This is a genomic window from Domibacillus tundrae (genome assembly GCF_000970675.1).
Classification (GTDB): Bacteria; Bacillota; Bacilli; order Bacillales; family Domibacillaceae; genus Domibacillus; species Domibacillus tundrae.
In genome coordinates this window covers 158499-182359 of sequence record NZ_LAJA01000001.1, presented here as the reverse complement: position 1 = coordinate 182359, position 23861 = coordinate 158499, and the positions used below count along the sequence as shown (strand labels likewise).

At 42.2% G+C, this 23861-nt stretch carries 23 protein-coding genes; 3 read left to right on the top strand and 20 right to left on the bottom strand.

Annotated elements, in window-relative coordinates; genetic code table 11:
• Nucleotides 1-14: 14 nt before the first annotated feature.
• The 3 genes from VQ00_RS00865 to VQ00_RS00855 form a co-directional block, all read right to left on the bottom strand.
• On the bottom strand, nt 15-857 hold the full coding sequence (locus VQ00_RS00865; protein ID WP_046178249.1) for an FAD binding domain-containing protein: 843 nt from the start codon (nt 855-857) through the stop codon (nt 15-17).
• Complete coding sequence (locus VQ00_RS00860) at nt 844-3177, bottom strand: xanthine dehydrogenase family protein molybdopterin-binding subunit (protein ID WP_046178248.1); 2334 nt, start codon at nt 3175-3177, stop codon at nt 844-846. The genes VQ00_RS00865 and VQ00_RS00860 overlap by 14 nt, the downstream gene beginning before the upstream one ends.
• A 429-nt stretch (nt 3178-3606) precedes the next feature.
• Nucleotides 3607-4167, bottom strand: coding sequence for a hypothetical protein (locus VQ00_RS00855; protein ID WP_046178247.1), 561 nt, complete (start codon nt 4165-4167; stop codon nt 3607-3609).
• 301 nt (nt 4168-4468) lie between these two features.
• Between VQ00_RS00855 and VQ00_RS00850 the strand changes: the two genes are divergently transcribed.
• Both VQ00_RS00850 and VQ00_RS19290 read left to right on the top strand, forming a co-directional pair.
• Nucleotides 4469-4909, top strand: coding sequence for a hypothetical protein (locus VQ00_RS00850; RefSeq protein ID WP_046178246.1), 441 nt, complete (start codon nt 4469-4471; stop codon nt 4907-4909).
• Nucleotides 4910-4924: 15 nt separating this feature from the next.
• A complete protein-coding gene (locus VQ00_RS19290) occupies nt 4925-5050 on the top strand; it encodes a hypothetical protein (protein ID WP_281175879.1) in 126 nt (41 codons plus the stop codon).
• A 173-nt stretch (nt 5051-5223) separates the two neighbouring features.
• Here the strand turns inward: VQ00_RS19290 and VQ00_RS00845 are convergent, their stop codons facing one another.
• Nucleotides 5224-5883, bottom strand: coding sequence for a DUF421 domain-containing protein (locus VQ00_RS00845; protein WP_342666979.1), 660 nt, complete (start codon nt 5881-5883; stop codon nt 5224-5226).
• A gap of 605 nt (nt 5884-6488) precedes the next feature.
• Between VQ00_RS00845 and VQ00_RS00840 the strand changes: the two genes are divergently transcribed.
• Nucleotides 6489-6692 carry a hypothetical protein gene (locus VQ00_RS00840; RefSeq protein ID WP_046178244.1) on the top strand — a complete coding sequence of 68 codons (204 nt, stop codon included), beginning with the start codon at nt 6489-6491 and terminating at the stop codon, nt 6690-6692.
• Nucleotides 6693-7037: 345 nt separating this feature from the next.
• Here the strand turns inward: VQ00_RS00840 and VQ00_RS00835 are convergent, their stop codons facing one another.
• From VQ00_RS00835 to VQ00_RS00760, 16 genes are all read right to left on the bottom strand, one after another.
• The gene (locus VQ00_RS00835) at nt 7038-8513 is read right to left on the bottom strand and encodes an aldehyde dehydrogenase family protein (protein ID WP_425388347.1); all 1476 of its coding nucleotides are present in this window, start codon (nt 8511-8513) and stop codon (nt 7038-7040) included.
• Between the two features lie 15 nt (nt 8514-8528).
• The gene (locus VQ00_RS00830; RefSeq protein ID WP_046178242.1) at nt 8529-9626 is read right to left on the bottom strand and encodes an NAD(P)-dependent alcohol dehydrogenase; all 1098 of its coding nucleotides are present in this window, start codon (nt 9624-9626) and stop codon (nt 8529-8531) included.
• Nucleotides 9627-9776: 150 nt separating this feature from the next.
• The gene (locus tag VQ00_RS00825) at nt 9777-10178 is read right to left on the bottom strand and encodes a PaaI family thioesterase (protein WP_052728247.1); all 402 of its coding nucleotides are present in this window, start codon (nt 10176-10178) and stop codon (nt 9777-9779) included.
• A gap of 294 nt (nt 10179-10472) precedes the next feature.
• A complete protein-coding gene (locus VQ00_RS00820) occupies nt 10473-11264 on the bottom strand; it encodes an enoyl-CoA hydratase/isomerase family protein (protein ID WP_046178241.1) in 792 nt (263 codons plus the stop codon).
• Nucleotides 11265-11282: 18 nt separating this feature from the next.
• A complete protein-coding gene (locus tag VQ00_RS00815) occupies nt 11283-11768 on the bottom strand; it encodes a (2Fe-2S)-binding protein (protein ID WP_046178240.1) in 486 nt (161 codons plus the stop codon).
• Nucleotides 11769-11773: 5 nt separating this feature from the next.
• The gene (locus VQ00_RS00810) at nt 11774-12643 is read right to left on the bottom strand and encodes an FAD binding domain-containing protein (protein ID WP_046178239.1); all 870 of its coding nucleotides are present in this window, start codon (nt 12641-12643) and stop codon (nt 11774-11776) included.
• A 25-nt stretch (nt 12644-12668) separates the two neighbouring features.
• A complete protein-coding gene (locus VQ00_RS00805; protein ID WP_046178238.1) occupies nt 12669-15089 on the bottom strand; it encodes a xanthine dehydrogenase family protein molybdopterin-binding subunit in 2421 nt (806 codons plus the stop codon).
• Nucleotides 15090-15092: 3 nt separating this feature from the next.
• The gene (locus VQ00_RS00800; protein WP_046178237.1) at nt 15093-15698 is read right to left on the bottom strand and encodes a nucleotidyltransferase family protein; all 606 of its coding nucleotides are present in this window, start codon (nt 15696-15698) and stop codon (nt 15093-15095) included.
• Entirely contained in the window at nt 15695-16798 is a 1104-nt protein-coding gene (locus tag VQ00_RS00795; RefSeq protein ID WP_052728246.1) for an XdhC family protein, read from the bottom strand. Before VQ00_RS00795 ends, VQ00_RS00800 begins: the two co-directional genes overlap by 4 nt.
• Before the next feature lie 34 nt (nt 16799-16832).
• Entirely contained in the window at nt 16833-17603 is a 771-nt protein-coding gene (locus VQ00_RS00790; RefSeq protein WP_046178236.1) for a response regulator transcription factor, read from the bottom strand.
• A gap of 258 nt (nt 17604-17861) precedes the next feature.
• A complete protein-coding gene (locus VQ00_RS00785) occupies nt 17862-19112 on the bottom strand; it encodes a benzoate/H(+) symporter BenE family transporter (protein WP_046178235.1) in 1251 nt (416 codons plus the stop codon).
• A 113-nt stretch (nt 19113-19225) separates the two neighbouring features.
• Nucleotides 19226-20503, bottom strand: coding sequence for a benzoate/H(+) symporter BenE family transporter (locus VQ00_RS00780; RefSeq protein ID WP_046178234.1), 1278 nt, complete (start codon nt 20501-20503; stop codon nt 19226-19228).
• Between the two features lie 130 nt (nt 20504-20633).
• Nucleotides 20634-21425, bottom strand: coding sequence for an enoyl-CoA hydratase/isomerase family protein (locus tag VQ00_RS00775; RefSeq protein ID WP_046178233.1), 792 nt, complete (start codon nt 21423-21425; stop codon nt 20634-20636).
• A 28-nt stretch (nt 21426-21453) separates the two neighbouring features.
• The gene (locus tag VQ00_RS00770) at nt 21454-23016 is read right to left on the bottom strand and encodes an AMP-binding protein (RefSeq protein ID WP_052728245.1); all 1563 of its coding nucleotides are present in this window, start codon (nt 23014-23016) and stop codon (nt 21454-21456) included.
• Nucleotides 23017-23052: 36 nt separating this feature from the next.
• The gene (locus tag VQ00_RS00765) at nt 23053-23508 is read right to left on the bottom strand and encodes an SRPBCC family protein (protein ID WP_046178232.1); all 456 of its coding nucleotides are present in this window, start codon (nt 23506-23508) and stop codon (nt 23053-23055) included.
• Between the two features lie 108 nt (nt 23509-23616).
• Nucleotides 23617-23853: a hypothetical protein gene (locus VQ00_RS00760; protein ID WP_046178231.1), complete on the bottom strand. Its 237-nt coding sequence runs from the start codon at nt 23851-23853 to the stop codon at nt 23617-23619.
• Nucleotides 23854-23861 lie beyond the last annotated feature (8 nt).

Genomic DNA, 23861 nt, shown 5'->3' with positions numbered 1-23861 from the left:
TTTTTGACTTCTTCTCACTCACGTTGATCACCTTCTAATTTCTTCAAAAAATCAATAATTGTATTTTTCAAAACAAATAACCGGTACTCACTTGATCCTTCCGTATCGTTTAGAACGGGCTTCGGTAAATACTTGAACGAGTCTAAGACACGCTCTTCATACGGCTTCTTCCTGTCATTCAAAACAACTTCCATTTGTTCAGATCGAAATGGAAACGGACAAACCCCGCTGAACGCAAACCGGAGGAGGCCGTCTTTTTTTACAGAGGCAACTGTCAAAAGCGGGTACCCGGTCTTCCACTGCTGACGTTTCTTTACACTAAGAGCAGGCAATCGTAAATCTATTTTTTTTGTTGTGAGCTGAACAAGAAATTCTCCGTCCTTCAGCGTTAACGTTTCAATAAATACTTCTTTCAGTGATTGCCTCCGCACTCCGCTTTCTCCGGCAATAAGGACTTGGCTGTCCAATAAGAGAAAAGGAAGGACGCCTTCTCTATAAAAAATTTGCCCGCAAATATTGCCGCCAATTGTAATTTTATTTCGTGCCGTATAATCCGCAATCTCTCTTGCTGTCTCGGTTAGGAGTGGAAAATCTCTTTTTTCATCAAAAAAGCTGAGAGGCAATGCAGCACCTATTATGAGTTCTTCATGATGAAACCCCCATTCCTGGCATTCAGGAATGGATTTAATATCGATCACAGCATCGGTGTAGACGAGATTTAACCGGCTAAGCGTAATGATCTCAGTGCCGCCTGAATAGTAGACAGGTTTCCCGCCCTCAGCGGTTATGGTTTGGTATAGATCAGCCGCTTCTTTAATGGATGTTGGTTTGTAGTAACGAAAGTCATAAGGAATCACCTCTATTTGCCGCCTCCTTTTTTCGCCATATCAATTCAGGAAGCAATGGTAATTGGTTTAAGGAAACGCCTGCAGCTAAAGACAAACTATTGCCAAGTGCTGCCGGCATACCGAGGAGTCCATGCTCTCCAACCCCTCTTGAACCATACGGCGCGTCTATTTGCGGTGTTTCAACAAATTCACAAATATATTCAGGATTCTCACCGTACCGTAACGGCCTATAGGTTCTTAACTGAGGATTCAGCACTCGGCCGAGATCATCGAAATAAAATGTTTCCCTTCCCCCAAACGCAAGTCCCATACTCATGGCACCCATTATCTGTCCTTCAGCCATTTTAGGATTCAGTACTTTTCCAGCATCGATGACAGAGAAGGCTTTTGTTATTTTGTACGTATACTCCCGCGTATCAAACTCCACTTCAACCCCTTGTGCACCGACTGTCCATTCCGGCCCCGGCTTTCCTGCGCCTGTTTCAGGGTTTAAATAGGTGAGATGCCTAAGTATATAATGTCCCCTGCCAATGATTTGTCCTCCAATGGCATTTCCATTCGGATAGGTGTACCCATAGGCAAGATCTTTATACGATAATCCGATAGATGGGTCGTCCCGGAGATAAACCCTTTCTCTCCCGATTTCAAAATCTTCAACAGGCGCTCTTAACACACACGAAGCCAGGTGCTTTAACTGGCCGATCGCATCATCAACTGCCTGCAATGCGGCTCTTCCCGCCATGAAGGTTCCACGGCTGGCGACTGTCTTCCAATGCTCCGGCGTGTTTTGTGTATTCACTTTTATTTGGACATGTACGTTTTCAAACTTCATTTTTAGCTTTTCTGAAACAATTTGAGCAAGTACCGTTTTGGTTCCCGTCCCGATTTCAACGACTCCGGATAAAAGGTTCACACTGCCATCGGGATTAAATGTTAAAATAACCCCGGAGCCTGCATTTGTGTCAATAGTTGATGTCTTCCAAACACAGCTGATTCCCTTCACTTTCATTTTATGATGACCGAGATCGATTTTTTGCCCTTTTTCCCATTCCATCAATGTTTTCAATCGATCAATACACTCCGGCAAATTGCCAACATTACTCTTGTTCAGCAAAACTTGTGTAGGCGTTGTGTCTCCAGGACGAATTGCATTTTTGTGCCGGAATTCAAGGGGATCGAGCCTGAGCTTGTCTGCCAAACCGTCCATTGTACGTTCAAAAGCAAATAACACTTCTGAATGGGCATAGCCTCTGTAAGGGGACGCGTACGGGTGGTTCGTATACATGCACAGCGAGTCACACCAAACGTTATCAATATGGTAGGGGCCCGTACAATCTACTGCACCCGCTCTGCTTAGGGACGTTGCTTTATCTGAATAAGCGCCCCCGTCCCAAAGATAAAGGATTTCAGCCGCCTGTAAAAGTCCTTCTTGCGAACAGCCAAGTTTAATGGTTGCTTCCAGTCCGATATGGCAGGGAGAAGTTAAGATATCTTCTTCACGAGTGTTTTGCACCCTTACCAGCCTGCCTCCTACAGCTTTTGATGCAATATAAGCAAGAAGCTCCAGCTGGATAGAAGCTTTTCCTCCATATCCTCCTCCAACAAGTGGCGTATTGACAATCACATTCCCGTTTTCGATTCCAAAGTATTCACTTATTAAGCGTTTAATCATGAATGGAGCCTGTGACGATGAGGTGATCAAAACTTTTCCGTCAGCTTCAATTCTCCCTAATGCACAACGGGTTTCCATAGCTACGTGATCAGAAGGATTAAATGAAAAACGTTTTTCTATTACAACATCGCTTTTTTCCCATCCTTTTGTGATATCTCCTTTTCTAATTTTAGAACGATTGGCAATATTCGTTCCGGGCTCCGGGTAGACGGTAGATTTTTTTTTATATTGCTCCAGTTGTTCGTGAACAAGAGGTGCGTTTGGATCGAAAGCTTGTCCCGGCGTGTTCACAACAGGCAGAGGTTCATACACAACGCGAATGAGATCCGCCGCTTGCCTGGCGCATTTCGGCGTATCCGCTACAACAAGAGCTACCACTTCTCCATGATAACGGACTTTCTCACAGGCAATAGGGTAGCGGTCTTGAATTTCTTCCCCGGTTAAAGGTAAATTCCCCCCCGTAATAATTGCTTTTACTCCTTTTATCTTCTTCGCTTTGGAAAGGTCCATATTCTTTATGAGCGCATGCCCATAAGGACTTATCACCTTTTCTGCATAAAGCATTCCGGACTCGCTTTTATCTCCTGTGTATACTGCTTGTCCTGTTACTTTTTCCCATGCATCTTTTCGCGAGACTGTTTTTCCGATGATATCCATCTTCTCCTCCCCTGAATCATTTTATTTGCCCCTCTTTCCACGGTACCTTCGGGTCAAATAGACACCAACAGCCTTTTATTGTTTTCTTACGTGTGTCTTCACGTATTTATATGACCGGCACTTCTTTAAAATGAAATCGAATGATTAAAATCGTGGAGGTTACAGCGTTTTTAGTAACAACACATATATAATGAAGGAACATAAACGACTGGAATTAACAGCCTTTCTAAAAAATGCAGCAATTTCAAATATTTTTCCGAACCGAATCCGGCTTGCAAATAAGCAGCATACAGTAGTATAACGAGACATATCCGAACATAAGAGGTTATCAGTGTTTCTAATAAGTGACCAAAGGGAATGTATAGTGAATTTTCCACCCGGAAAGCATGCATTCCCTTATTCTATTCGAAACCTAAGAGCTGAACTGCTTTACGATCTTGTCGTAAAATAATCCGTTCCTTGTGTTTTCTGTATTTTTTCCATGATGATATCCATTGTTTTACGTGGGGTCAGGTTGGAGTTATCAATTGGGATGGTCCATTTTGCATCATAGTAATACTCTCTTTCCAGTAAATGCATGTGAAACCATTCAGGAACATGGTTTTGCCTTTTTAACAGCCGCTCGATGATCTTTCTTTTCGGCGGGGTAATTGTGAAATGATACACAAGCGTTTGCTCATCTATTTGTACATACTCCAGCACATCATTCACCCTCAGTTTATTGTAAATTTCAATTCCAAATATAAATACCGTATGAATTCCATTTTTCAGAAAATTATTGGTTAAGCATCCTGTATTATGCCGGGCCAATTTATATAAGCGGCCCCCATGCGGACTACGAAACCTACGATCCACAAATTTATACACCTCATCCATATCGATTCCAGCAATTTCATCGTTATAAGATGGTCCTATTTGTGTTGTTAAAATCTCACATAAAGTAGTTTTTCCCACACCGCTTGCACCGCTCACAAATACAATTTTTTTCACGCAAAATCATTCTCCTTCTCGTTTTCCTTTATATATCTATGCACAAGAGTAAGAAATTTGCTGGTGGTCATGATCTGGTGACTGCCGAGGGGTAATGCACGACAAAATCTGAGCTGTTATTTTCCCTTCGCACATGAGGATTAATTTTTATAATAAAGGATATGAAAACTGTTTGAAATTTGTTCCTCATGTATCGTTGCACAACTAAAAAAAAGCCGGACAACTAGAACAGCGCTGATACAAATTAATCATACAAATTACTTTCAATCGGAATAACATATGTTATAAGGGGAGGTGTAAGATGAACGATAAAAGAAAAACCCAACACGAGCTCTCTATACTGCGTGCTATCCAACGCGACATGGATATCATAACAGCTGGTTTATTATTAGCCGGACAATTTACAATTATTGGAATTTTTATCACTCCAGACGGGTTTGCGCTTTCAGTTGGCGGCCCCCTTTCCGGAGAATCGCGAATAGAATCGAAAAACAACAATCAAGCAGTAGATGCAACGATTGATGCCATAGATATTCTTCTTGCTATGTTGTTAATCAGCGGCAAGGTCGGAATTGGCGCTATAACGGTTAGTTCTGACGGGTTTAGTTTCACCATCGCCGGACCCATTTTTGGAACTCAAAAACCCGATCCAACTCTGCCCAATGCTCCAAAAGTCTTTAAAGAATTTAATACCGTTGTGTCGAAGCACTTTGACATTGACATGGATTCACAAAAAAATTAAAGGGAGGTGATAACCATGGCTTTAACAGATACTCCAACGATTAGACCGTCTAAAGGCAGCCTTTTTCTTGTCGCACTTCCCATCATTATCTTTATCCTGTTTTTCACTCAATTTAAAAGCCCTGATCGACCACCGGTATAATAATAGTAAGCGTAAGCATTTTTGCTCTGTATATGCTATACAGAGCAACCTTACATTGATTTAAAGTTAGAAAATCTGTAACAGTTTACATCTCGAAAATTTTACTTTTAATGAAAAAGGAGACTAATTCTTGTCCGGAAAATGTGTTTCTCCGTTGTTCTGAGTTATGATGATTATTGATACAAAAAGATTTTTACATTTTCAGTATCATCAACAGTTGCCAGTAAAATATCTTTTATCTCAACATTGTATGTACTCTTTATTTTATTTTTCAGCCAGATTTCATCTTTATCCAAATTGTTCAATTCATTAACATCCACTTTTCCTTCTTTAATAACGGTTTTCTGAAAGGAAAATGGTTTTGTCGGTAAGCTCAAATCCGCCGGAGTTACTGTCTGATGCTGAGGGCTTAAAAAAAAGGAAATGGCACCACCAGGTTCCCATAAAGCGAGTGAAACTTTTTCAATCCCATCAATTTGCCCTTTTCTGAGTTCTGACAATAAGAAATCAATGGAAATTCTCGCTTTTATTAGATTTTTGCCAATTACTTGCCCATTTTTTATGATCGGATAAGGAGAAGGCTCAACCCAATTTCGAAACCTTTGCCATTTCATGCTTAACATGACCCCGAATATATATAAAACGACAAAGGCAGACATCGTAACAAGTGTTCCTTTTATCCCTATTTTTTCATCTGACAAGGGATGGGCAATAATATTGCCAATTGATATCGCGACGATAAAATCAAGTAATCTTAACTGAGCAATCGATCGCTGCCCCATTATTTTTGCTGCAAACAGTAAAAATAAAAAAGCGGTAATGGCTCTTAACACCCACTGAATGACGGTAAGTGTTTCTTGTCCATGATAAAATTCCACCCTTATGCACATCCTTTGCTTGTTTAGTAAGATTCCATGCCAGTATCTTTATTTTTTCCTTATATACAATTATTTATAAGACCAGATAAAAGAAAACACAGGTAGAGGAACTTATTTTTGTACACTGCTTGTACAAATAAAGTTCTTATAAAAAAATCCCCCAATCTCAGTACCGCCACATATACTTCAAATAACAAAGGTATGTAGCGTGTATCTGTTCGTTGGGGAAATTTAAGCGTTAATTATGCACTATTTTGCAAGTGATACGAGTAAAGACGTAAACTAAAAGTGAACTCAAGGCCTCAGATGCAACTGAAAAGCAAACAGATCTTTTTATTTTTAACGTAGTATATTAAAAAAAGAACCCATTTGTCTTAGCGCATTAATCCCATTTGATAAGTCTCCTACATTCGTCATAATCTGGCTGATATTCCCCCACGTACCAGGTCTCTGTTGGTAAGGTCCTCCTTGGGATGAGAAAGGATTGATACCTTGTGTAAAAAATCCAGATCCCGGACCTGGGCCAGGGTTACGGTAAGGTGACATAGGATTCGGCGGATATGGTCTGCCATATGGTTGATAGGGGCCTGGATAAGGCCGGTATGGTCTGCCGCCGCCATATGGCCGATACGATCCTTGATAAGGTGGGTATCGTCTGTCGTATGGTTGATAAGGTCCCGGATAAGGCGAATACGGTCTTGAATCAGGATTCTCAGGAAAAAATGGCATTGTTTTTCACCTCCTTTCTTTTAGCAGCCTTCTGATAGCCGGCAACGACACAACATATATAATCAAAAGCAGCCAGGAATGAAACCATTGTACGTTAATCCTTGTATTTTTAGTTTAAAGTGATACGCAGTGGCAAATATTTATACATACATCAGCACCTTGTATTAATTGTTCAATTTTATCTTATGAAAAAAAGCAAAAAATGATTGGGACAAACTCACTAAGTAAAAAAATAAAGCGGCTTCCTATTCTTCACGGGGTGATTTTTCACAGAATTAAAAAGGCGGTGCCAAATAGTAAGTACTGGCACCACCAATTAGGTTATCTGCATAGTTAAGCCCGTTGGACAATTCTATCCAACGGGCTTACTTGTAAATGATTTAAGAGAATGGATATTCACGTGGTTGTTTTTGGACGGATAGCCATTTAACTGTTGTAAATTCATCGATGGCCCATTCGCCGCAATAACGGCCAATTCCAGAGAGTTTTTCCCCGCCAAATGGAACATTTGGCTCTACGTTAATAGACTGGTCGTTCACATGAATCATGCCTGTTTTGATTTTTTTAGCAACATTGATGCCTCTTTCAATGGAACCTGAGTATACCGCGCCGCTCAAGCCAAATGGCGTGCCGTTTGCGACTTTGATGGCTTCTTCTTCACTATCAACAGGAATAATAACCGCGACAGGCGCGAACACTTCATTTTGAGCAACAGCCATATCATTTGTGACATCCGCTAAAATGATTGGTTCTACAACATTTCCGTTTACTTCGCCTTTTAAAATTATTCTCGCGCCTTCACCAATACTTTGTTCGACAAGATTCAGCGCGCGGTCTACCTGCTTCCGATTAATTAGCGGCCCAATAATTGTGTCACTCTCTGCAGGGTTTCCGGCTTTAATTTTAATGCTTGCCGCTTTAAATTTTTCCACAAATGAATCATAAATCTTGCGGTCTACAATGATACGGTTCAGCGCGATACAAATTTGGCCAGAGTGCATATATTTCCCAAATGCAGCGGCAGATACCGCTAAGTCAACATCTGCATCATCGAGAACGATAAGCGCATTGTTGCCGCCCAGTTCAAGTGCTGGTTTTTTCACGTTTTTCACGGCTAGTGAACCAACGTGTCTGCCTGCTGCCGTTGAGCCAGTAAATGAAATAACCTGCGGGACAGGATGCTCAACAAAATAATCGCCCACTTCTTCAAGATCCGCTGCCAAGACACTCAATACGCCTTTTGGAAGACCAGCTTCCTCAAAGAGTTTAGCAATGATAAGGCCGCCGGTGATTGGCGTCTGTGAATCGGATTTAACAACAATGCTGTTGCCTGTTGCAATGGCTGGAGCCACAACACGAATGGTTAAATAAAGAGGCCAGTTCCATGGTGTAATCGCTCCCACAACACCGATTGGATCACGGTACACACGGTTTTCTTTTCCTGGAACGGCTGAAGCGCGGATGGATGCTTCCATTTGCAGCGGATATTTTGCCGCTTCTTTAAGGTCAGCAATGGAACAGCTGACTTCGACGTTTGCTTTTAATTGCGAGCTTCCTGATTCTTCAACTAAAAGCTGGACTAGTTCTTCTCTTCTTTCTTCAAAAAGAGCCGCTACTTTTTCAAGCAGTTCCACGCGTTCATAAGCAGAAGTCGCGCCCCAATGCTCCTGCGCTTTTTCAGCCGCTTCATATGCTTCATTAATGTCTTCTTTACTTGCATATTTAAATGTTGTAAGCACCTCATTGTTGTAAGGGTTTTCAACAACACACTCTTTGCTGCTTGAACCATCTTTCCACTCACCATTGATGATTAGCTTGTTCCAGTCTGTGTATTTCGCTGTTTTTGTTTCCAATATATTTTCCTCCTCTAATTAAGAAAGTTTTAAAATTGGCTTGATCGTTATTCCTGTTTCAGAATCTTCACAGGCTTGATTGATTTCTTCCAAAGAGTAAAATTTAATTAATTTATCAAATGGAAACTTGCCGTTTTTATACAAGTCAATCAATTTTGGAATATACGTCTGCGGGACGCCCGATCCAAGCAAAACTCCAGTAACAGATCTTTCAAACAGAAGCGTATTAACATCTAAGGAAACTTCTGTCCCAACCGGCGGTGCTCCAATGACTGCTGCTCTTCCTAATGTTGCCAGGCAGTCAACCGCTTGACGCAGTATAGCAGGGATACTTGTTGTTTCAACAGAATAATTAGCTCCGCTGCCAGTGATTTTTTGAATTTCTTCCACTGTATTGGTGACGTCTTTCGGGTTAATGGTATGTGTTGCACCCAATTCTTTTGCAAGTTCTAAACGGCTTTCTTGAAGATCAACTGCAATAATTGTTGTGCAGCTGGCAACGTTCGCAGCCATAATTGCGCTTAAGCCTACAGAACCGCAGCCAAATACGACAATGCTTGACCCTTCAGCCGGCTGCAATTTATTTAATACAGCACCGCTGCCTGTTTGAATTCCGCATCCAAGCGGACCTAGAATTTCCAGCGGTACATCTTTCGGAACTTTTACGACATTACGTTCTGACACGACGGAGTAGTGGGCGAAACTTGATTGACCGAAAAAGTTCGATACGTCTTGATGGTCTTTGTGCAAACGGCATGTGCCATCCCCCATCGTGCCTGTGAAATTTAACTCGAAAAATGTTTCACATGCATAAGGGTTGCCGGACAAACATTTCGTACACTGCCCGCATGAACTGAAAGACAATACAACGTGATCACCTGGCTGTACACTTGTAACGCCTGTACCGACTTCTTCCACAATACCCGATCCTTCATGACCGAGTACGGCTGGCAATGGAACAGGATAATATTGGTCCCTTACAATTAAGTCCGTGTGACAAATACCGACCGCTTTAATACGGATGAGCACTTCCCCATCTTTTGGTTTGTCGATGGTAATGTCATCAATTTGAAACGGTTCCCCTTTTCCATACGTTACAGCTGCTTTTGTTAACACATGCTTCACTCCCTGCCCCTAAAATTAGTAAGCGTTTTCATTAACAATATATCTCGAATTCGAGTTGTTTAATTTCATTATTGTATTTTTATTATTTTAAATTTTTGTTTTTTTAAAATTTTCAATTACTATCTAGGCAGGTTTTAAAAACTATTTATCCAATATCATAAATGTGCCTCTGGCTGTGGCAATATGTTTACCCTCTTCGTTGAATGCATCCGCATTCAAAACAGCTACACGCTTTCCATTTTTCACAATAGCTGCTTTTGCAATAAGCCGGCTTCCAGCCATCGGTCGAAGGTAGCTCGTATACAAATCGATGGTATTACAGTATTTGTTGTCCTCTAACGTTGTCGAGATCGCTGCGGCCATTGACATATCAAGCGCAGTTGCGATAACCCCCCCATGCATCGAACCGTAGGATTGTTTAAATTCTTCTTTCATCTCTATTTCCAATTCACATTCTCCGTCAGTGCCTTTTAACACATTAACACCAAATAACTTCCACACATTACCTTCCGCCATCGTTTTTACTCTTGAATGAATATCCACTTTTACTACCTCCCTTTATATTGAATTGCTCATAAAATAAGCTTGTAGAGATGGTTCGTTTCTCTACAAGCCCGGAAAAATAGATTCCTAATTGTTTTGTCCAAAAACGAAAAAATCTATGAGAGTGTGGACAAAGTTAAAAAGCAGGCTGATTGAAAACGGTTATCTTTCAAGACGCGCAGCCGGATGGGAAGCGGAGTGACCTTTTTAGGGTCATGAGCATTCACAGCTGGCAAGCAACGCCGAAAGCGAGCGTTTGTCAACAGCCTGCAATCTTTTTCACTCTTTTATTCCTTATTTCCCTTTAAATACAGGCTTTCTTTTTTCAACAAATGCATCGACGCCTTCTTTGAAATCTTCTGTTGTGCGGAGAAGGCCGTATGCTTTTCCTTCAATTTTCAGGCCGGCGCTGAGCGGGCTTTCTTCCGATGCATTCAAGACTTCTTTCGCTACACGCTGTGCAACAGGAGAGAATTGAACGAGTTCTTCCGCCAAGGAATCTACTGTTGCCTGAAGATCCGCTTTCGGCACCACTTTTGTTATAAGGCCCCACTGGTAGGCTTCATCCGCCGGAATTTTGCGCGCGCGCATAATCATATCTTTCGCACGTGTTAACCCTACAGTCTTCGCGATACGCTGTGTGCCGCCGCTTCCCGGAATCATCCCCAGGTTCATTTCCGGCAGCGCCATCAGCGTGTCTTCCGCCGCGATTCGGAAATCACACGCCATCGCGAGCTCCAAGCCAACGCCAAATGTATACCCCTGCAGCTGCGCGATAACCGGCTTCGGCGAACGCTCAGGTGCCGCTACATTATCCGCTAAATGAGATAATTTTTCCTGATGTGTCGTCATGAATTCCGGAATGCTTCCTCCAGCACAGAAACAAACGTCACCTGCTCCTTTTAGGATGATAACACGAACATCATCATCTGCATTTAGCAGATCAAAAATGCCGCCGAGCTGGTCTCTTCCTGCCATGCTGATGTAGTTCATTTTCTCCGGGCGGTCAAAGATAATTTCTGCTGTTTTCTTTTCTGCGTTTTTCTCAATTCGAATATGGTCGTAAGATTGTTCCGTAATGGTCATTGTATGGTCTCCTTCGTATTAAGATAGAACTGATTGATTTCTTTCTTCAATTGTTTTTTCAATTGCTTTTACGATACCGTCATAACCAGTGCACCGGCATAAATGACCGGAAAGCATTTCTTTTATTTCTTTTGAGGACGGGTTCGGATTTTTCTCAAGATAGTCCTCCGTTGACATTAAAATGCCCGCTGTACAAAATCCGCATTGCAGCCCGTGGCACTCAATGAAGTTTTTCTGTAAATCTGTTAATTCATGATTGCTGGTCAAGCCTTCGACCGTTTGAACTTGCTGGCCATCAGCCTGAATTGCAAACATAAGACAGCTTCTCACTGCTGAACCATTCACATTGATTGTACAAGCACCGCACACACCATGCTCACAGCCAACGTGCGTACCCGTCAGTCCACATACATCTCGTACAAAATCACTTAACAGCATACGGGGCTCTACTTCTTCCTGATATACTTTCCCATTTATCGTTACTTCGATTTCATGTTTGCCCATCTTCTTTACCCCCTTGCTCTTTCATAGGCTTGTGTTAAAACACGTTTTGTTAATACTTTAGCAAGATGCATGCGATATTCACTTGAAGCGTGAAGATCGGACTCCGGATCGGATTCCATTTCAACACTTTCAGTTACTTGCTCCATCAACAAATCCGACAGCTGCTCGCCTGTGAGAATGTCCTCTGCGTCCCCAATTAACAATGGGATGGCTTCAACGCCGCCAAGAGCCAATCTGACCGCAGTAATAATGCCCTCGTCATCCACTGTCATATGGCATGCTGCCGCTACCAATGCAAAGTCTCCATGTCTTCTTGCAACCTCTTGAAACGAATAACCGCTTTTTTCTTCCATTAAAGGAATCGTTACCTCTGTTAACACTTCAGTCGGCATAATGTCTGTTGTTAAGTACGTAATGAAAAAGTCTTCTGCTGCCACGGTACGGACTTCATCTTTTGACGTTATTTGTACTGAGCCATTTAGCGTCAGTAAGGCAAGTGGAAGTTCTGCACTTGGATCGGCGTGTACTATGCTTCCGCCGATTGTTCCTCTATTCCGCGTCTGTACATGGCCAATTTGTGTGATCGCTTCTGCCAGCAAGCCGCAAACATTGGCAACCATTTCTGATTGTTCCACATCGCTTTGACGTGTTAATGTGCCAATTTTTAATGTATTGTCTTCATTTTTAATGTAGCTGAGCTCTTCTAACCCATTAATGTCAATTAAGCATTTTGGCGATGCAAGACGCATATTCATAATCGGCACTAAACTTTGGCCGCCCGCGATGATTTTCCCATCATCGCCGGCTTCTTCCAAAAGATTTAATGCTTCTTCAAGGGTTGCAGGTTTATAATATTCGAACTTTGGCGGCTTCATGTTTTACATCCCTTCCGTTGCTTGTTTAAGGTGTTGTTACTTTTTCTTTTGCTTCGCCCATTAGTTTCCAAATGCGTGTTGGACTTAACGGCAGATCATCAATCATAATATCGAGATGAGCAAGTGCGTCGCTGACTGCGTTGGCAACAGCAACCGGCGCACTCATTGTATTTCCTTCTCCAAGACCTTTTGCCCCAAGTGGCGTAAGAGGAGATGGTGATTCTGTATGTTTAATCGTCACGTTTGGAATTTCCGGAGCTGTCGGGCATAAATAATCCATAAATGAACCGGTTAAAAACTGGCCGTTTTTGTCATAAGCGAGTTCTTCATATAAAGCACCGCCCAATCCATGTGCAAGGCCACCCATAATTTGCCCGTCGACAATAAGTGGGTTCAAAAGCTTGCCGGCATCGTGAACAGTAAAGTAATCAATGATCTTCACTTCCGCTGTATCCGGATCAATTTCAACCGTCACCATGTCAGCAACAAAGCCGTATGTCACAGATGAATTAATCATATCCTGCTCATTCGGCGCTTGGGCCACATCAGCTGTGTAATAATATGTTTCATAGATTCCCGGCTCCATTCCATCAGGCAATGAAGTTGGATGCCAGTGTGCAAGACCAGCTGCACGTTTTACAGAAAACTTTTTGTCCGGATTATTTTTAACAAAAATCGATCCTTTTTCCAGTTCAAGGTCCGCTTCCTTTACGTTAAGCTGGTCCGCTGCAATCTTAAATAATTTTGCACGGACTTTATGCGCCGCATAATAAATCGCACTCGACCCCAATGACGCAAACCGGCTCGAATAGCTGCCGGATGCAATCGACCAGGCACTTGTTGATGTATCCAATTCAGCGACAACATTAATTTGTTCGCGCGGAAGACCTAACACTTCGGAAACAATTTGTGCTGCAACGGTTTCATGCCCCTGCCCTGATGGCGTCGTGCTAATTCGGACATTCACACTGCCAAGCGGATCCATTGAGACCGTCGCCGCTTCTGATGCGCCTGATTTTGGCAGTGAACCGGCTCTTTCTTCCGGCGTTAACGCGACGGTAATGTATCCCATGTTCGAACCGGACGGCTCAACGATACATGCGAGACCGACACCCAGTATTTTGCCGTTTTTACGCGCTTCTTCCTGTTTTTTTCTGAACTCTTCATATTTCCCTGTTGCAAGAGCTAATTCAAATGATTCCTCGTAATTTCCGCTGTCATACGTACCGCCTGAAGCCGTTTTATACGGAAATTGGGCTTCTTTAACCAAGTTTTTGCGGATCACATCTGCATGATCCATGTTCAGCTCTTTTGCCACTTCCTGCATGATGCGCTCTAACGGGAAGTACAGCTCCTGGCCGCCATAACCCCGAATTAAGCCTGTCGGTGACTTATTGGTCATAATCGCATACGCATCGATGTGTAAGTTTTGAATATCATATGCTCCTGTTGAATTGGCATGATTGCGGTAAAGGGAAGCCGGCTCCGGTGCGCGGATATAGGCACCTACGTTATCAATCATCTTCATTCGAAGACCTGTTACTTTGCCGCTGTTTTCAACAGCCGCTTCGATATACGTCACTCGGTCCGTCCCGCTCGCACTTGAGGAAAGATGCTCCTGCCGGTCTTCAATCCACTTCACCGGACAGCCAATCAGTTTGCTTGCCAGTCCGCAAAGAACGATGTAAGGGAAAATTCCAGCCTTGATCCCGTAACTGCCGCCGATATCTTTCGGCACAATAATTCTCAATTTGTTACTTGGAATTTGAAGTGCCTGCGCCATAATGGAATGAATAACAAACGGGCCGTGGAAATTGGCCTGCACAGTGTATTGATCATGCGCAGGGTCATATTCTGCAACCACACCGTATGTTTCAACTGGCGTTGCTGTATATTTCGGAAAATTAAATTTATGTTTAACAATACGGTCCGCTTCCTCAAAAGCTTTGTCGACATCCCCATAATTGAATTCACGATGATTGGCAATGTTCGATCCAACATTTTCATGCAATATAGGTGCATCCTCTTCCAGCGCTCTTTCAATACCGACAAGAGGGGGCAGCGCCTCATACACAACTTTGATTTTTTCAAGCGCATCTTCAGCTGCATACCGGTCTTTTGCCACAATAATGGCCATGGGCTCTCCGACATACCGCACTTTATCAATCGCAAGCGGATAATACTCTACAGGCGCCATAACACCCACACTGAAAGGTTTTACAAGGCCGCGTATGTCCTCACCTGTAATAATCCCTTTTACTCCCGGCATTTTTAAGGCTGCCTCTTTATCTATTGATTTGATATATGCATGCGGATGCGAGCTCCGTAAAATAGCCGCGTGCCCAGTGCTCACTTTTGTGCCCAGATCATCGATATATTTTCCCTGGCCTGTTAACAGCCGTTTATCCTCTACCCGTGTTGCTGATTTTCCAATTACGTTTGTCATGCTTCACCCTCCTTTTTCTTTTACCAACACTTCATAATCTTCAAGAGTATCAATATCCGGAATGTTTGCCTGATTCAATTCAGCATAAACGATTTCGCTGCTGAACCTTTGAAGAACCGCTTTCCCGCCGCTGTCTCCTTCCACTTTTAAAAGGTGCTTAAACATAATTTTTTTAAATAAAACAGGATGACCTTTCTCATCATTCCAAAAAGCGGAACGAACGATAGACGGCTTATCATGAGCTTGGTATGTCCCTATTACTTGATTAATAACCTGCTCACTGATTCCAGGCTGGTCACCCAGAAGAAAAACCACTGCTTCCGCATGGTGCGGCATAGACAGAATTCCTTTCTTAACAGAAGTGGACATGCCTAAATGAAAGGAATCATTTGATATCACTTTCATTACACCATCAACGGACACTTCCTGAAGAAGTCCTTCAATTTGCGGATTAATGACAACAAGTACGCTGTCCAATCGGGATCGGAGCGCTGCATCGATTACATGACGGACGATTGTTTTTTTGTTGTATGGAAGCATCATTTTGGGACGTCCCATTCTTTTTGACAAACCTGCGGCTAAGATAACGCCTGCAACGCCCGTTTTCATGTTGCCAGCACATGCAGTTTTGTTTCGTTCGAATCATTAATCAGACTTTCACCTTTTGTTTCCTTTAAGTGGACGGCGTTGCCACTGCGGTATATATTAATCAATTCAGCTGCCATGCTTAACGCGATTTCTTCTGGGCTTTTAGCACCGATATCGATTCCAACTGGACTGTAAATACGGTCGAGACGAAGCGATTCGACTGTATGGCGATCGAGCAGCGGTTTTAACAGCTGTTTCGTTCTTTTTGAAGGACCGAGCACGCCGATGTAGCGGATGTTAGACTGCAAAAGAAAACCCAGCATGGCTTGGTCCTGCTCAAAGTGATGGCTCATGATAACCGCAAATGCATTCTCATGTAATGAAACATTCGGTTTTTCCCCAAGACGTGCGTGAAAGAGTTCGTCTGCGATCGGGAAATTTTCTTTTGTAACAAACCCCGGGCGATGATCCGCTACTTTGACCGTCCAGCCTAAGTTTTTCACTGTCCTTACAAGAGGCAGTGCGTCCGGTCCAGCTCCAAAAATAATTAATTCAGGAACAGGATCAATATAATCTAAAAATATTTCCGTTTCGGCATTAAGAGCTGTAAGCATTGGTTTTCTTTTTCTTACATTGTCAGGAAGTGACAAAGAGCCGCCAAAGATTTCTTCCTGCTCATTGTTTACAATCCATTTTCCCCCCAATGTTTCTGGATTTTCTGCTTTTGTTATTGTAGCGATCGAAAATGGAGACTTCGCTGTAAAAACCTTTTTCATATAGTCACATTTTTCGGGCTGGACAGCAGGATCGTATAGCTCAATAAATATGTCCAGTGCCCCATTGCATCCTACACCCAGTCCCCAAATTTGATCTCCTTCATCCCGAAAATCATAATGAATCGTTTTTGGAATACCGCTTGCCAGTACTTCACGGCCATGCTCAATGATATCGCTTTCAACACAACCGCCGCTTAATAAGCCGATCAGGCCCCCGTCTTCGGCTTGAAAGCATTTTGCTCCTTCTTTTTGATAGGTGGACCCTTGAACATTGATGATTGTTGCTAAAATTCCTTTTTTTGCTTCCCGGTCACATCTCAACATCTCATCGATGATTGTCAGCACGGTAACCCCTCCTTGGGCTGCAGATTTAATCGCATTACTTTGATTGTGCATTTTTTGTTCGTTCCAAGTAAAAGTATTCCCGGTATTGTGTAGGTGTTCGCCCTTCTATTTTTTTGAAGGTCGTCGCAAAATAACTGGAATTGGCAAAACCGGTATTATTCGCAATAACATCAATTGGCAGTGAGGTCATCCGCAGCATACTTTTTGCTTTTTGAACGCGAATCCAGGACAAGTATTCAACAAATGTCATTTTCATTTCTTCTTTAAATGACTTGCTGAAATAAGAAGGACTTAAATACACTTTGTCCGAAATGTTTTTGAGCGTTAAGCTTTCATTGTAATGAAGCTGAATATATTGAACCGCACTTTGAATCGGCTTTCGAAGATCCATTTCAAATCTATCTTGACTTACAGTCTGATTCATTTCTTTTTTAATAACAGACTTTAAAACACGATCAAATGTGTTCAAAAGCTCACCCTTAGAAAGCGGTTTCAACAAATACCCTGAAACCCCTGCATTAATTGCACTTTGAACAATCTCAAACATCTTCAACCCGCTAATCCCGATGACAGGCATATCCGGGTAAAGCTGAAGAACTGTCTTGGCAAATTCAATACCATCCATATCGGGAAGAGAGACATCCATCAGCAGGGCACTCGGCTGGGATTGTTTGAGGATATCAAATGCTTTTTGTGCTGTGTTCGCCTGGTAAATGCGTAAAAAACTATAATCGCTGTTTTCAACAATTTGACGAATGTCATTGATCGATCTGTAATCGGTATCTACAATTAATAACTCAGCCATTGTCTCTCTCAACCCCTGCCTGCCGGATATTTTTATTTAAAGTAGCTTCATTATAAAAAAACAAACTAGTCTTGAGTTTTAAAATTTTAAGGAACTTTCTATAAATATTTATCAAATCAACATGAATGATTATCAATATATAAATATAATATCCTCAAGACAATTTGTCAAAATGAAAAGAACTGGCTTACAAACCAATGTTTAGTCAGCTTGTAAAACAGCTCTTTGTTTTTAATACGAAAATAAAACCTGCTCGCTTTACGCAGGTATTTCTGAATCGTTATCATTTTCACCTTGCTGATGACGAATTGTTTTGAAATCCGCTTTCTCCATAATTAAAGAAACAGCCACTCCACCCAATATGGCCCAAAAAGGAGAGCTTACATCAAAAAAATCAACACCTGACATCGCAATAACAAGTGAGAAAAATGATCCTACCTGAAATTGCGGCGCAGAAAAGGCATTTTGCAGTGAACTTAACAGAACACCGATCATAGCCAATCCAGCTATCGTTCCAATTAACACTTTGGGCATAGCGATAACGTATGGCAGGATAATGCCCGCGAATACCCCAAAGGCAACAAATAACAAACCACATACAATGACTGCCGCATACCTTCCCTGTTTCGGACCAGCCTCTTTAGAAGAACAAATCGCTGTCATGGCTCCCGCGATATTGGCATTATGTCCGCCAAAAAAGGCGGTCACAATCCCGCCTATCCCACTAAAAATCGTCATCTTATTAACTGGTGGTTTATATCCCTGCGCCTTCAGAACACCAATTGCCTGAGCATTTTCAGCCCCTATAACTAAAAGGGAAAGTGGAATGCCAATCGAAACAATGGCATCAATATTGAAAGATGGGATCATAAGCTGCGGAAGAATAAAATGAGATTCCGAAGCTTGCACCTGAAATTGCCCCATCGTTGTTGCTAATATAATAACAACGATTAATGACATTAAAATAGGAGGGAATTTTTTTATGTAATGAGACGAAAAAAGATACACGAGTATAGCTGAGCCGGCAATGATAGGGGAATGCTCAATTGATGTAATCATCTCCGTGCCAAAACTGATCATTGCCCCAACGATCATCGCCATCACAATCGGAAATGGTATCCACATCATTACTTTTCCAATAGCACCCGTAATCCCTAATAATAAGACAATAATTCCTGCCGATAGGTACGCACCGGCAGCTTCACTTAACGTGAAATTTGACAGTGAACCAGCAACAAGCACTGCTCCAGGAATTGAATAAGCACCGGCAACTGGTATTTTATGTTTAAGAGAAAGAATGATTCCAATCACACCACCAAAAAAATAGACAGAAAACAACCATGAAATGGTCTGTATTTCCGTTAATCCCCCGTTTGCTGCTCCGTTGATGATGATTAATGCAGGGCCTGTACAGCCAAAAATGGCTGCCAGAGCTCCTGCACTAATTGTGTTCATATTAAAGCAGCTTGAAACTTTTTGCTCTTTGTCCGGGATATTGCTAGTTTGCATCCCCTTCTCCCCCTTTGTCCTCCACCACGATTTTCAATAAACATGACGAAGACGAACAAACAGTGAATTGGATTTAAAATCTATTCAGTATCCAATTACGAAACAAATATCCCTCATGCAGTAACTGCTTTTTTGCTTTCATCAGCTTCCCCTTTTTCAGCGGCTGTCTTCTTGTAGTCATCACGGTCAAGCAATAACGAGACGACAAATCCTACTAATAACGCCCAAAAAGCTGAACCAACAGAAAATACTGTAACATTGGAAATAGCAATCAAAAACGCTACCATTGCTCCATTTTTAAATTTTCCGTTGAAAGCTCCGGCAAATGTACTGATAAACACGGAAAAAATCGCCAGACCACCGAGTACAGAAAGCAATTGCGCCGGTACAGCGGTTGAAATGGCTATTACAATACTTGCTACCATTCCAAAACAAATCCAAATGATTCCATCAACAGCTGAAGCTACAAATCTCAAGTTTTTATCTTCTCCAGAAGCATCACTCGAAACCATTGCCGTACTCGGGCCTGCAATAACAGTTGGATGTCCGCCAAATAAAGAGTTTACGATTGTCCCGACACCTGGAAGAGTAAACATGGCGTTGATAGGTGGCTTATATCCTGTTGCATAGAGGACACCGACAGCCTGCATGTTTTGAACACCAACAATAAGAATAATTAAAGGTAATGATAGCTCTAAAATTGCCTGCATACTAAAATGCGGCATAACAAATACAGGCTGAGCAAGTGCTGGCTCAATTGCTCCCCAGTTCGTTTGGCCAAGTGCTGTAGCGACGATTCCACCAACGATCACTGCACCTAAGATTGGGGGGAATTTTTTGGATAAACCTTTCATTGCCATCAAAAGGAAAAACACAGCAAAGGTACTGCCCGCAACAGCCGGAGCCTCCACGACAGCTTGAATGGCTTTAATGCCAAATGAAAGAAGAATGCCGGCAATCATCCCAAGCATAACGGGAAGAGGGATATGTTCGATCACTCTTTTTACTACCCCCGAAAGGCCTAGAACTGTAACCACTAACCCGGACACGATAAATGCACCGACGGCTTCATTAAGTGTTATGTGATTTAGAGCATTTCCTACTAAGATGGCTCCCGGTATACTGTATGCAACTACAATCGGCAGACGGTAGCGGAACGATAAGAAAAGAGTAAACATCCCTCCGGCCACATAAATAATAAACAGCCATGAAACGGCATGCTCAATAGGCAGATTTCCCGTTTTTGCTGCATTCATAACAATCAGGCCCGGCCCCATAATGCTAAATAGTGCTGCCACCAGACCCGTTCCAAGAGCAGCTGGAGTTAAATTACTGAAAAAATCCTTGAAATTTTGTTTAACATCTGTTCCTCTTTCAATACCCATTCCCATTTTTAACGCCTCCTCTGACCTAACTATAATCCTCTTTTTGAATACGCTTTCAATTATCTGTGCTGTTTTATGGGAATTTTATTAGCAATGAAATTCACCGATAAAATCTTACCGGTGAATTCATTCAACATTATCTGCCCTTGAAAACAGGCTTGCGTTTCTCAACAAACGCATCTACGCCTTCTTTAAAATCTTCTGTTGTGCGGAGAAGGCCGTATGCTTTTCCTTCAATTTTCAGGCCGGCGCTGAGCGGGCTTTCTTCCGATGCATTCAAGACTTCTTTCGCTACACGCTGTGCCACAGGCGAGAATTGAACAAGTTCCTCCGCCAGCGCATCCACTGTTGCCTGAAGGTCTGCTTTCGATACAACCTTCGTGATAAGGCCCCATTGGTAGGCTTCATCCGCCGGAATTTTGCGCGCGCGCATAATCATATCTTTCGCACGTGTTAATCCTACAGTCTTCGCGATACGCTGTGTGCCGCCGCTTCCCGGAATCATCCCCAGGTTCATTTCCGGCAGCGCCATCAGCGTGTCTTCCGCTGCGATTCGGAAATCACACGCCATCGCAAGCTCCAGGCCAACGCCAAATGTATACCCCTGCAGCTGCGCGATAACCGGCTTCGGCGAACGCTCAGGTGCCGCTACATTATCCGCTAAATGAGATAATTTTTCCTGATGTGTCGTCATGAATTCCGGAATGCTTCCTCCGGCACAGAAACAAACGTCACCTGCTCCTTTTAGGATGATAACACGAACATCATCATCTGCATTTAGCAGATCAAAAATGCCGCCGAGCTGGTCTCTCCCTGCCATGCTGATGTAGTTCATTTTCTCCGGGCGGTCAAAGATAATCTCTGCTGTTTTCTTTTCTGCGTTTTTCTCAATTCGAATATGGTCGTATGTTTGTTCCGTAACCGACATTTTTTCGTCCCCCATTTGAAATTAAATTTTATTGGCTGACTGCTTCATTTGAATCATTCACTTCTACAAACTCCCCATCGCGCAATTTTCTGCGTAAAATTTTGCCGACTGGGCTTTTTGGTATTTCTTTTACAAATGTATATTTACGAGGTCTTTTGAAATTCGACATGTTGGGATGGTTTTTACAAAACTCATCCAACTCCTGTGCCGTTACAGTAGGATCTTTCGGAATAATATACGCGGAAACAATTTGTCCCCAGCGACCGTCTGGTTCCCCAATAACTGTTGCTTCCAATACTTTCGGATGTTGCGCGAGACAATCTTCCACTTCAAGTGGATGAATGTTTTCCCCTCCAGAAATAACCATATCATCTACACGGCCGACGACGAATAAATCCCCGTCTTCATCAAGAAAACCGATATCACCTGTGAAATACCAGCCACCTCGAATGGCTTTACTTGTCGCGTCCGGACGGTTCCAATACCCTTTAAACGCTTCGATGGATTCCAGGTTTACGATAATTTCACCAGGTTCTTTTATTTCGACAACATCATCAGGGGTAGAAAGACCATCCGGATCAGGTTTTACTAAACGGATTTCTTGATGAATTCCCGGTTTCCCTGCACTTCCAGGCTTGCTGTGTACATCAGGGCAAATCGTGAATGTGTATACTTCCGTACTGCCATAATGATTCACAAAAATGTCCGGTTTTAATAACTCTACACACTGGTTAGCGAGTGTCGTTGTCATCGCTGCACCCGCGTAGCCAATTTTTTTAAGGCTTGAAAGGTTATAATTATGAAATTCAGCGTGATTTAACATATCGTGGTAAAGAGTAGGAACTAAATATAAAGACGTGACTTTCTCTTTTTCTACAATCGATAACGCATCTCTTGAATCAAAGTCTGGCAGAAGGGCAAACTTTCCATTTAAGAATGTCATTGAAAGAAGCGAACGCACACCCATTGTATGGTAAAGCGGCATGACCCCAAGAGTGCTTTCCCATAGTTGGTATTGGTTTTGAACAATGTGTGCCATCGCTGCCGCGTATTCATTGCGGTGAGTTCTCGGAACCCCTTTTGGACGCCCTGTTGTTCCTGATGTGTAAAGCATGAGCGAAATATCATCTTCATCTAGATCTGGTTTTTCGTAGCTCCCCGGGCTTTTTTCTACCAGTTCCGGATAAGAAATGTCCACACCGTCCCCGTCTTCAATCCCGATCAAAATCGGTTTATCTTTTAAGTTTGCGCCAAGTACAGAAGCCCGGCTCGCTGCTTCATATACAACCGCTTTCGCTTCAGCGTCACTTACACAGTATTCCACTTCTTTTGCAGATAAACGGTGGTTCAATGGCGTATAAATAGCGCCAATTTTTTGCAACGCCCAATAAATCATGATATTTTCAATTCGATTCTTCAATATAACAACAACGCGATCCTGTTTTTGAATGTTCATGTGCTGCAGAGAAGCCGCCACCTTCTCCGCCTCTGCATTTAATTGAGTATACGTGTAAGATTTGTCATCTTGAACTAAAGCGACATGGTCTGGATATCTTTTAACAGCAAAATTCAACATTGTTCCTAATTTCATTCAAAAAGCGCCCCTTTCTGCCGATTGATATAATAATTAGCGACTTGACTCTACTTTTTTTAATTCTTTTTCAAATTTCTTAAAGAAATCTTTAATCACAAGCTTTGCAACTCCGCCAAGCATACGCTGGCCAACCATTGCCACTTTCCCGCCAACTTCTGCTTCATATGAGTAATGAAGAATCGTTTTTGTTTCATCTACTGCTTCCAGGCTTACATCCGCAATCGCTTCAATGCTCCCTGAAGCTCCATCCCCTTTAATAATCATTCGGTAGCTTTCTGGCTTTTGAATATTTGTTAATTCAATCGTTGAGAAGTAATCCCCTTTTACAGCAGCTACTCCCATTGAAATGTCTGCCTCATATTTATTTTCTGCTATCACATCAAGTTTTTTACAGCCCATGATACTATTTTTTAATGCCTCGGGATCCATCAGCACATCCCATGATTGTTCAACACTTGCCGGCAAAGAAATCTTTCCTTTTCCTTCCATATAAAATCCTCCTCTTTCTAAATAGGTGTTTATCAAAATGAATGCTTATATTAAGAAAGCGTTTTCAGTTCATGAAATAATGATAACGCATTAATAAAGGTTATATTTTTAAAATATTGCTTTTGTTTTTTTAAAATCTTTATTGTAATATTCAAAAAAAGTTCTTGAAGGACAAATAAGAAAATTTTTACTTATACCCCTTCTTCTAAAAAGAGCTCCGTTCGTGAAGTAATTTCCTTTTCCTATATCCGAAAGTGGCTGCACCCAAAAATAGGCAGCAAAATCCTGTATGAAAACAGGACTCTTGCTGCCTAACATATCACCTTTTATTTTCTTTACACTCACAAAAGCAC